General features: G+C 60.2%; 5 protein-coding genes. 3 read left to right on the forward strand and 2 right to left on the reverse strand.

From position 1 onward, the window contains the following. Nucleotides 1–58: 58 nt before the first annotated feature. Both LCU97_RS14855 and LCU97_RS14860 read right to left on the reverse strand, forming a co-directional pair. A complete protein-coding gene (locus LCU97_RS14855; RefSeq protein ID WP_232776968.1) occupies nucleotides 59–5,368 on the reverse strand; it encodes an OTU domain-containing protein in 5,310 nt (1,769 codons plus the stop codon). 117 nt (nucleotides 5,369–5,485) lie between these two features. Further along, nucleotides 5,486–6,385: a homocysteine S-methyltransferase family protein gene (locus LCU97_RS14860; RefSeq protein WP_232776969.1), complete on the reverse strand. Its 900-nt coding sequence runs from the start codon at nucleotides 6,383–6,385 to the stop codon at nucleotides 5,486–5,488. 114 nt (nucleotides 6,386–6,499) lie between these two features. Between LCU97_RS14860 and LCU97_RS14865 the strand changes: the two genes are divergently transcribed. From LCU97_RS14865 to LCU97_RS14875, 3 genes are all read left to right on the forward strand, one after another. Next, on the forward strand, nucleotides 6,500–7,321 hold the full coding sequence (locus LCU97_RS14865; RefSeq protein WP_053148972.1) for an ABC transporter substrate-binding protein: 822 nt from the start codon (nucleotides 6,500–6,502) through the stop codon (nucleotides 7,319–7,321). Next, the gene (locus tag LCU97_RS14870) at nucleotides 7,318–8,154 is read left to right on the forward strand and encodes an amino acid ABC transporter permease (protein WP_053148975.1); all 837 of its coding nucleotides are present in this window, start codon (nucleotides 7,318–7,320) and stop codon (nucleotides 8,152–8,154) included. The genes LCU97_RS14865 and LCU97_RS14870 overlap by 4 nt, the downstream gene beginning before the upstream one ends. Nucleotides 8,155–8,364: 210 nt before the next feature. Continuing rightward, on the forward strand, nucleotides 8,365–10,542 hold the full coding sequence (locus LCU97_RS14875; RefSeq protein ID WP_232776970.1) for an autotransporter domain-containing protein: 2,178 nt from the start codon (nucleotides 8,365–8,367) through the stop codon (nucleotides 10,540–10,542). Nucleotides 10,543–10,562 lie beyond the last annotated feature (20 nt).

A 10,562-nucleotide genomic window follows, 5' to 3' on the forward strand; every position in this document is an offset into this window, starting at 1 on the left:
CGTCATCGCGAGCAGGGCTCGCGATGGCGACACTTCAGCCACCACAAACCAATAGCACTTACTCAGACTTGGGCTTCATCTCACCAATCTGCTTCAGCGAATCGGGAGTGACACCACGCCTTGCGTATTGCCAGGCCCAGTCCGGGATGGTCAAGTGGCTCTCCACATACACCGCAAAATCCAGACGGCTATGGCCCAGGCGGTTGGTGGGGAAATCAAAATTGTAGAGATACTGCTGGGCCCGGCGTTGGCCGACGGAGAGCAGGCGCTGCATGATCTGGTTGGCGCGGAACTCTTCCGGTCCAAGGGCGCTTCTCAAGGCAAGGGCCAGATGCAGCTCGGAATTCAGTACCCTGGGTTCGGCCAGTGCACGTCGAATGGTGGCGTCGCTGAAATATGGCCCGATCAGGTCGGCCCAGATCTGACCGGCATAGTCCCTGCGCAGTTTCTGCAAGGAGCTCCAGAGATTTGGCGTATCGAATAACAACGCAACCCTGCTATTGGACGGAAGCTGTCCCGGGAAGCTGAACAGTTTGCCGACCGCAGGTATATCGTTGTCCATTATGTTGCCCCAGGCACCTCCCAGAAACACCAGGAAATCTGCCAGCTCTTCTTGTCGCGTGACGATACTTTGCAGGTTCCGGTCGTCGAACAACTGCATCCAGTCGATATTGATGTTTTCTGTGCGCTGCAACTCGCTATGGCGGCTGCTGGCATACTCGGCAATGAGCTGGTACCGCAAGTCGGACAGAGCGGGATTACGTAACCACCTGGCCACTTCACTGACGCGCAACAGGCCGCCCAGGTTATGCGCGATGACCGGCGACCGCAGGAGTAGATTCGCCCGCCTCAGCAAGTCGGGGAAACGCCCGAGGGCCGTCCTGAGCAAATCAACGGTCCGCTCGGCTGTGTCCGTGTAGATAAAATGATCGAACAGCTCAGACGTCTCCTCGACGTACCTGCCGGCATCGGCCAGCAGTAGGTCACTGGCATCATCCAGATCATCGCGGTTGACCAGGTAAGCTCCGTCGAGCAGCGCTTCCAACTGATCCTCGTCCAGATGACCGTGCAGCGCTTCCTCATGCAGAACGTAGGCCGAACTGTTGTTGGGATGATGATCTATCAGTTGTCTGGCGGTGACGCCATATTCCAGCAGGATGTGCGCCACATCGTTGGAAATCAGCAAGAACTGATCATTAAGCAGTTGCTGCACCAGCTGATGCTCGACAGGACCTATCAGGAGGTCTTCGAACAGCTGCTTCATGGCCTGTCTTTCTTCTCCGGAGTACGGCACGTTGATGCTGGGCGCCAATCTGGCCGGAGGCCGCTGCGACAATAAGCGCCCGACCTGCTGGAGAATTTCCGGCGGCAATCGGGTGCCAGGATCTGCGGTGATCGCCGTACGCACTGAGCTGTTTGCATGTAGGTCCAGGTAACGCAAGGTCGGCTGGAAAAGACGATGGGGATTGGGCGCGCCATAAACGATCCGGGTCAGGTCGAGCATCGCCGCCTGGCCCAACAAGTTATCCAGCGAGGGCGCGTTCTCGAAGAGCGCTTCTTGAGCTCGGGTGGGGGGTGGTGCGACGTAGTGCCCGATATGAGGATTGCCATCAACATAGTCGGCCACTTCGTTTCGCAAGCCTTGCATCGAAAATGCGTCCTGGGCCTGCCCTTCGTTCAGCCCGCGGGTGACGGCATTGAAAAAACAATCGCCATCACCTGGGATTTCCACAACTTTACCTCCCAACTCCAGGCTGTAATGGTGCTGGGTCATGCGAACCAGGACGATATCCGTATCCGTCCTGTCGGGATGGTTTTCCATCGGATAGATGGTTTCTTCCTGCCCGGAAGTAAAGCGCACCTCCCAGACGTGTTCAGGCGATTGCCTGTTGATGATCAGCAGGCTGCGGTTTTGCGGCCAACTGGGCAGGCGCGTCATGATCGACGGAATCAGGTCCATCAGCTGGTTGTTCCAGGTGCCGGGTGTACGGATCTGCGCGGAGAGGCCGGAGGACGAAATGGCCGCTATCTTGGGTTTCGACGGCCCCGGCTGCGGAGCCGGATCACCCGGTCGCTTTCCACCGCCGCGGCCGAAGCCCACTGCACGCCATTCCCCATCGGACATCCGCGCCACGGTACTGCGCATCACCCCGCTGGAACGGATATCCAGCCCCGTCATCGGGTTGACGAGGGTGGCCTCGGTTGTATCCAGCCTCGTGTGGTCATGCACACGGAACACCGTGCCGTCGGGTTGCCGCACGTACACCGGACGCGCCGTCACATTACCGGTAGCTGCATTGCTGACCGTTGCGCGGTAGAACCCCCGGGCGTCGGCGGTCAGCCCGCGTATCACCGATGCATCCGTCACGGCATAAGGGCCATAGATCGCTGCGTCCAGGGGAAGTCCGGCCAGGGCTTCGTCCTGGCTCTGGCGGGCGGTCACCGCCCGAAAAAAGGACTGCCCGCGAGTGGATACGGCCGCGCCTCGGGTCAGGCGCCATCCGCCATGGTTCGCCACGGCATGCACGAATGCCAGGGTCTTCAGGTTCAGCGGGATAGCCCCGGTCCGGTAAATCAGCAAGCCGGTCTTGATAGCGCTCTTGAGCATCTGGAAACCCGGTGCCAGGAACATACCGGCCAGTTCCATGACGATCTCGATCACCATCTGTCCCAGCCTGCCATAGGTTTGATGGCGGACATTGCGATTGCTGTTGGAGCGGTGATCGGCATGGGCACTGTGGAAATTCACGTGGGCCCGATGGAGCACTTCAAGCAGATCACCGGCAATCAACGCGCCGCGGATCAGCGGGCGTCCGCCTTGTTGGCCCAAGGTCCGCTTTATCTGTACCGGGTCATTCGTGGAAATGCGTGAGCGGAAATACGCCTGCCAGTCCTCCCGTGGCAACAGCTCGGCAACCCCATCGCTCAGGTCAGCGAACTCATGGAAATCCTCGCCCTCGGGACTGTCGGGAAAATAAACGCCCACGGTGCCCTTGATCTGCGGCCCTTCTTGATCGGAAAACACCAGCACTCCATTGATGCTGACTGCATTGCCCATTCGGACGTGCTGGCCGCCGGCGGCCATGCTGCCGCCCAGAACCAGACCATGGACATGCACCGTGCGCCCCATGACCGGGGGGCGCGCCTCGGCCGATGGCGAGCGCAGGACAGCGTCCAGCCAGAGGGCAAGTTTTTTCGTCGATTTCGGTGGGCTGAAAGCCTTGTCGAGCACTCGGGTCTTGAACACGGCGTCGCCCTTGAGCGATGCCTCATGCCCCTTGAATTTCAGATTCGCCAGATACGCGGTCTGCCAGGCCTTCTTGTAGGCCGGTTTATTCATTTCTTCCCTGAGCATGGCCTCATAACTTCCACCGGCATCGATGCTCGTCACCATCCTGGCCAGTTCTCTCCCGCTCAGCGTGACGAAATAACCGTTGGCCGGGTTCCGTATACGCTCGCCGTCCGAATCGACGATGTAGACACTCAGCACCTCCCTCATGGCGTTCGGGTACTGGGATGGTCGCAGGTTATCCAATACCAACTGGGTCAGGCTGGTAACACGGGACTGCCTCGGGTTTGCCCTTTTGCCATAGAAAAATGTGACCATGGACTGATCCGGATCGGGATCTATATCCGGGTGCACGGTGGTCTGCAGGTACTGCCTGATCTTCTGGCGAGTGAACAGCGGCAAAGTCTTGATATCGCTGCTCGCCAACGTAAAGGCAGCCTCCAGTGCCCGCAATTCCAGACTGCGGTAATGGGATCTCTGGGAAGAACTCGCCGCTTTGAAAAAATCGGGGCGATTGTCTTCCACCAGCGCCTCCTGGCGGACAGCCAAGGGCCCGGCAAGGGACAACATGGGCAGCTCGAGCGCATCGTCCACACCCAGGACGAAGGCGGGCAAGCTGAGCAATCCGGTTGCCGGAGCACTCAGATAGGCGTCCAGTGCGGTGCTTTGCCAGCGCAGCAGGTCATCGGCCGCTGTTTCGAAGACGTGCCCTGACAATTCAGAGGAAATATCCCTGATCTTGCGCTTTTGTCCCTCGAAGAGGGGGTCTGTCTTCTGGATCAGTTCCTGGACGGTGCGGAACCTTTGTATCCCGCCTTCCAGTGAATACAGGAACAAGAAAGGCTGATCGGCCCGTTTGATCACCATTGCACCCGGCCATTTACGGGGCGTCGCGGCACCCATGTCGAGCATGACGGCGTAGGCATGGGGAATGGGCGCCCGCAGCAGGCGGTTTCGGTCCGCCATGGCAGGATGGGTCGTGATGAGGTCCAGCAGACGATCTTCGTCGTTGCGAAGGTTGCGCTCACTCTGGGTCAGTTGAAGGGTCGGATCCCGATCAGCCTTGTATAGATCGAACAGATACAGGAAGCGCCGGCCCAACAAATGAGCCAGCGCCGCTTCTGCCGTGGAGGGGGGTGGCGTATCGAGTACGGCCCCTACGCTTTTGTTCGCACGAAACGCGATAAGGTCATCGAGGAACTGGCGCTTGAGGCTTTCGTCAGTTACCGGCTGAGCGATGTAGAAGACCGATTCCATGGTCGCTGCGGTCCTCTGATCCAAGGGGCTGGCCAGCAGGCTGTCGGCTTCTTCCACCGCATCCGGACGAGCGAAGAACCCCACGCCAGCGACTGTGTAGGTGGGCGGTGTATCCGATGCCAGGCAGCTCAGCAGGACATCGGTAAAGCGTTGCGAGGAAATCAGCGAACGCTGCCCCGTCGAGTCGACGGTGAAGTGATTCACGTAACAGTGATCCGGGTCCATTTGCTGGAGTGCCGTTGCATGGAATTTTCCTTCGGGGATCCTGGCCTTGATCCTGCTCACCAGCAGGTTCTTGAGTACCGTGTCGAACGTTGGAAGCGCGGCGAACAATCGGGCCAGCTTCACCTGATTGGCATCCAGGAGACCCAGTTGTCGCAGTTGCTCTTTTTCACGGGCGCCGAGCAAATTGCCCTGGGCATCCACTTCAGTGACAACGGGTTGTCCGATGCCCTGGTAACCGGGCGCAATGCCGGCTCGCAATTGCTGCAGGACCTCTTGCGAGAGGGCTTTACCATGGGCGCGTAGCGACGAGTAGTCCAGGGCCATGTGACTTCGGTGGGGATAGACCCAGCCGTCGCGGGGCGAAGAGGCGGAAGAAGAGGCCCGGCTTTGATGAGCCGCCAGGAAGCCTTGGGTGACGGCGCTGCGCAATGGAACCCAGGCGGTTTTCCGCTCGGCGGCCGAATCGATGGTCGTCACTTCCTGGTAAGTGACTTGAACCTGCGCGTCACCGGTCAGGCCCCATTGACCGAGCCATTGATCGGCGAATGTATGCGGCTGAAAACGAATACCGTTGGGTAACAGGCTGATGGGTTTCAAGGAGAGGTCCCGGTTGTTGTTGAGGAACCGGGAACCTATCGCCTCGTTCGATCAGCGATGACATACATATGTATCGCGACGGCGGCGAAGTGTAAGCCGCCATGTCTTCTAAAGGGTTCAGGCCAGCTTTTGCGCCAACACTGCAATGTGCTCCGGCCCGATCCCGCAGCAACCGCCCAAGTGGCTCGCGCCGCGCTTCTGCCAGTCGGCGGCCCACTGGAGGTAACCCGGCGGATCGAGGTCGTCGCGCAATGGATCCAGGCCGTCGTTGGCCGTCGCTTCCTTCGGTTGTGGAGGGAATGCATTGGCATAGGCACCGATGTGGATCTTCACACCCAGGCGTTCGAAGGTTTCCCGCGCGGCATCGATCGCAGCGCCGATGACCTCCGGCTGGCTGCAGTTGAACAGCAGCGCTTCCACGCCCAGTTCCACCGCCACCACCGCCGCATCCGCCACTGGCTCCCCGGAACGCAGGCGCGGCACTTCGTCGGTGTCTTCATCCTTCAAGGTAAACGATAGCCAGAACGGTTTTCCGTCGCTTGGCAAGCCGGCGTGAATCGCCTTCGCTTCGACCGTCGAGCTTTGGGTTTCGGCCAGCCACAGATCGACATGGGGGGCCAGTCCGGTCACCAGAGGCGCGAGCAATTCGCCGGCGCGGGACGCATCGAACAGATCGGGCCGGTAGGACCCGAACAAGGGTGGCAAGGACCCTGCCACCCGTACCGCCTTGCCGGACGCCTGAACGGCCCGCCGCGCCAGCTCTCCGGCCAGCGCCGCCAATGCCTGGCCCTCCTCGGCGAAACGCGCTTCGCCGATATGAAACGGCACCACCGCGTAGCTGTTGCTGGTGATGACGTTGGCGCCGCTGGCGATATAAGCCGCGTGCACGTCCTCAACCGCTTGGGGCGCTTCACTCAGGGCCAGCGCCGACCACTCGGGCTGTCGGAACGGCGCGCCCCGGCGTTGCAGTTCGCGGCCCATGCCGCCATCCAGAATGACTGTCTTTGCTGAGCCCATATGCGATTCACTCATAAGCTTATGAAAATAACTCACTACCGGAGCCGTTCTTATAACTATTTAATACGCACTCTTTAGTTAACCACAACCTGTATTTTCAGCCAGGGGCCTTACATGAAACTTCAACCACTGCTGGCCCTCGGCCTGACACTGCTGGCCGCCACATCGCAAGCGTTCGCCGGTGCAACGCTGGACCGCATCGAACAGAAAAAGGAACTGGTCGGCGTCCTGATGGAAAGCTACCCGCCCTTTTCGTTCTTGAACGAGCAGAACCAACTTGATGGGTTCGATGTGGACGTGGCCAAGGCGGTGGCGCAGAAACTCGGCGTGAAATTGCGCCTGGAAACGCCGTCCTGGGACGTGATCGCCGCCGGGCATTGGAGCGGTCGCTACGACATCTGCATCTGCTCCATGACCCCGAGCAAGGCGCGCGCCGAAGTCTTCGACTTCCCGGTGCAGTACTACGCTTCGCCGGCGGTGATCGTGGTCAACGCCAAGGACGACAGCATCCAGGGCGCCAAGGACCTGAGCGGCAAGAAAGTCGGCCTGACCAGCGCCTCCAGCTACGAGAGCTACCTGAACAAGAACCTGGTGATTGAAGGCGCTGAAGACACTCAGTTGAGCTACCCCTTCGAAAACGTGCAAATCGCGCCTTACGACACCGACAACGTGGCCTTTCAGGACTTGGGCCTGGGCGCCGGGGTACGACTGGACGCGGTACTGACCAACCTGGTGACCGCCCAGCCACGCCTGACCGAAGACAAGCGCTTCAAGCTGGCGGGCGAGCCTTTGTATTCCGAACCGAACTCGGTAGCCATCGAAAAGGGCGATGCACAGTGGGACAGCAAGGTGCGTGAAGTCTTCGCGCAGTTGAAACAGGACGGTACCTTGAGCAAACTCTCGCAAAAATGGATCGGCGCCGACATCACCCAATGACCTCTTTCCCGTCCCCTTCCGAGCCACCGCAAGCGGTGGCTCAGTCGCGCCTGCAGAAAATCTTCGGCTTTCGCACACGGCTGTACCTGACCTGGGTCGCCATGCTGGTGCTGTTCGCGAGTTTTTTCCTGACCTTCGATCTGAAGTTCTCCATCATCCTCGATAAGCTGCCAAACCTGGTCGGCCTGCACCTGGCACCGAATGGATTTCTGCAAGGGGCGGCGCTCACCCTGTTCCTGTGCCTGTGTTCGATCATCGCTTCGTCACTGCTGGGCTTCGCAGCCGCCCTGGCAAGGTTATCCAGCAGCGCCGTGGCGTTCGGCATTGCCAGCTTCTACGCATCGTTCTTCCGTGGCACCCCGCTGCTGATCCAGATCCTCTTGATCTACCTCGGCCTGCCACAACTGGGCGTGGTTCCCGGCGCAATCGCCGCCGGCGTGATCGCCCTGTCGCTGAACTACGGCGCCTACCTGAGTGAAATCTTCCGCGCCGGCATTCTCGGCGTGCCTCATGGACAGCGCGAAGCCTCCCTGGCCCTGGGCCTGAGCGACACCGTAATCTTCTGGCGCGTTACCCTGCCCCAGGCCATGCGCACCATCATCCCGCCGACCACCAACCAATTCATCTCCATGCTCAAGGACTCGTCCCTGATCTCGGTGATGGGCGTCTGGGAGGTGATGTTTCTGGCGCAGTCTTATGGCCGCTCCAGCTACCGCTACATCGAAATGCTCACCACGGCGGCAATCATCTACTGGCTGATGTCCATCGCCCTGGAGCTGATCCAGGCGCGGATGGAGCGACATTATGGGAAGGCATATCTCAAGCGGAGTTGAAGATTCCCAGGCGGTCAAACAGACAGGTCCGATCAGGCTGTAGGGCAACGCCTCACGTCATGGAAGTCAACGGGCGATGACGTGAGCACACTTCGACCCAACCTACGCATCGCATCCCTCATGTCCCGCCAGAAACGAGGAAACCACCGGCATCACGCCCAGGGTTGGAATTTCTAAAGTGCGGCTTCTTCCCATGAGAGGCCACATTCGATGCCTACCCAACACTTATATCCGCCTCAACACCTTGCCCTGGCGGTTGCTCTGGTACTCGGCTTCGCCGACATTTCCCTGGCCCAGCCGCCCGCCGATCTCTCCACGACCGCTGCGCAGAAAGAGCGCCTCGAAGCGATCGCAAACGCTGCCGACACCAAGCGCACCCATGCGAAAAAACCGCGTAAGGGCGACGCGATATGGAACAAGTCCAACGACCTCGTGATCATCAGCGCAGGCGGAAAGTTTCCTGGAGTCCTGGACGGAGGCGGTGGAGCCAATGTCCTGCGCTTGGATGCCGCCAAGTACCCCCACTTGGATAAAGCGATTAACTTCGAGGCGTTGCATGTCACAAGTGGCAACTGGACGCACACCGGCGATTTCGATGGTTGGAGCGTGATCGAGCCCGACACCACGCTGCTCAATACCGGCCGGATACAGGGTCAGGTCGGGGTCCTCGGCGGGTTCGACAATCAAGGGACCGTGACGCACGGCGTGGCCATCGAGTCCGGTGCCCGGATGACGAATTCGGGCACGGTGAGCGGCCGTGTCGATGTGCATGAAAAGGCCTGGTTCGGTGGCAACGGCACAGTGGGAGATCTGCATGTGGCGGGGCAGCTGGAAGTCGGTCCAACGACTGGCGCCCCCTCGGTGATGAGGGATTTCTCATTGTCGGAAACCGCAGTGCTGGTCTACGGCCTCAATCCTGCCGGGGACAGCGCCACGATCAATGTCGAAGGCACCGCAGCGCTCAAAAACGCAACGTTAAAGATCGATGCCGCACCGGGGGAATACCTCGACTCCCGCGAACACACCGTTATCAAGGCTTCCAGGGTCGAGGGTGAATTCGGAAACGTCGTCAATGAGCTTGCCTACATGACCGCGACGCCCCGTTACGAGGCGACACAGGTGAATCTGATCTACGCCCGCAACGACGTTCCGCTCGACGCGGCCGCAACGTCCGATAATGGTCGGGAATTCGCGGCGAACGCCAGAGAACCGCAAGCTATCCCAGCACCGGAGCCCAAGTCGGTGCAGACGCCGGCCGTCGCACAGGCACCTGACGACAAAACGAGAGTACCTGTACCGATACCCAAACCCGCCGAGCCCCCCATCAAAGCCCCCGCCGCGCAAGTAGCCGTCAGGCAGCCACGCGCCGCTCAACCCGTTGCCAAGCCCAACGCCGCCATCACCGCCCTGCTGGGCAGCAACCGAATCGTCGCCGCCGATGCCATCGATCAACTGACCGGCTCTCCCACGGCAGACCTGGCCAATGCCACCCTGAACAGCATCGCCCCGATCAGCACCGGCATGCTTTCGGCCATGGGCCGACAAACGCCGGGAAGCGCGTCCCCCGACGGTCAGGTCTGGGTCCAGGCCATCGGCAACAGCGGAGTGGTTGGCAGGCAATGGGAAAGCGAGGCCCTGAAACATTCGACAAAGGGCCTGATGTTGGGGACCGATTGGGCTGTCAGTCCTGAATGGCGCCTGGGAATCATCGGCAGCAAGACGCAAACACGTCTGGACGGTTATCGATTCGACGGCGAACTCGACAGTTGGTACCTGGGCGCCTACGCCTTGCGTCAGGGCGGGCCATGGGCCCTGCGCCTGGGCGCCGTTTATGGCGACCATGATGGCAGCACCAAGCGCCACGTGGCTTTCAACGGTTTCACTGATCGTCTCAAGGGGCGTTACGATGCCAACACCCAGCAGGTGTTCGGGCAAATCGGCTACAACCTGGGTAGCGCCCCTCTGGTGGTCGAACCCTATGCCCTCCTGGGTTACCAACGCTATGAACGCGACCGCTATACGGAAAAAGGTGGCGACGCGGCATTGAAGGTCGACGGCCAGACCCAGGACTATTACAACAGCACCCTGGGCCTGCGCCTCGCCCGTGTCTTTGCCCTTGATCAGGGCGTGCAGTTGACACCCCGCCTCAACGTCGGTTGGAAACACATCTACGGCGATGTGACGGGCAGCGCCCGCCAGAGCCTGGTAGCCGGGGGAGATGCCTATACAGTTGAAGGTACCGAGCTGGATCGTGACAGCTTGCTTCTCGAAGCAGGACTGGACCTGACGGTCTCGCCACGGCATACGCTAGGGGTGGGTTACAGCGGTGAAACGGGTAACGACAACCGCAGCCATGCCTTGATGGGACAATGGCGGATGATGTTCTGACCCATTGTGGGAGCGAGCCT

Origin of the sequence: Pseudomonas uvaldensis (assembly GCF_021271205.1) — a bacterium.
GTDB classification, from domain to species: Bacteria; Pseudomonadota; Gammaproteobacteria; order Pseudomonadales; family Pseudomonadaceae; genus Aquipseudomonas; species Aquipseudomonas uvaldensis.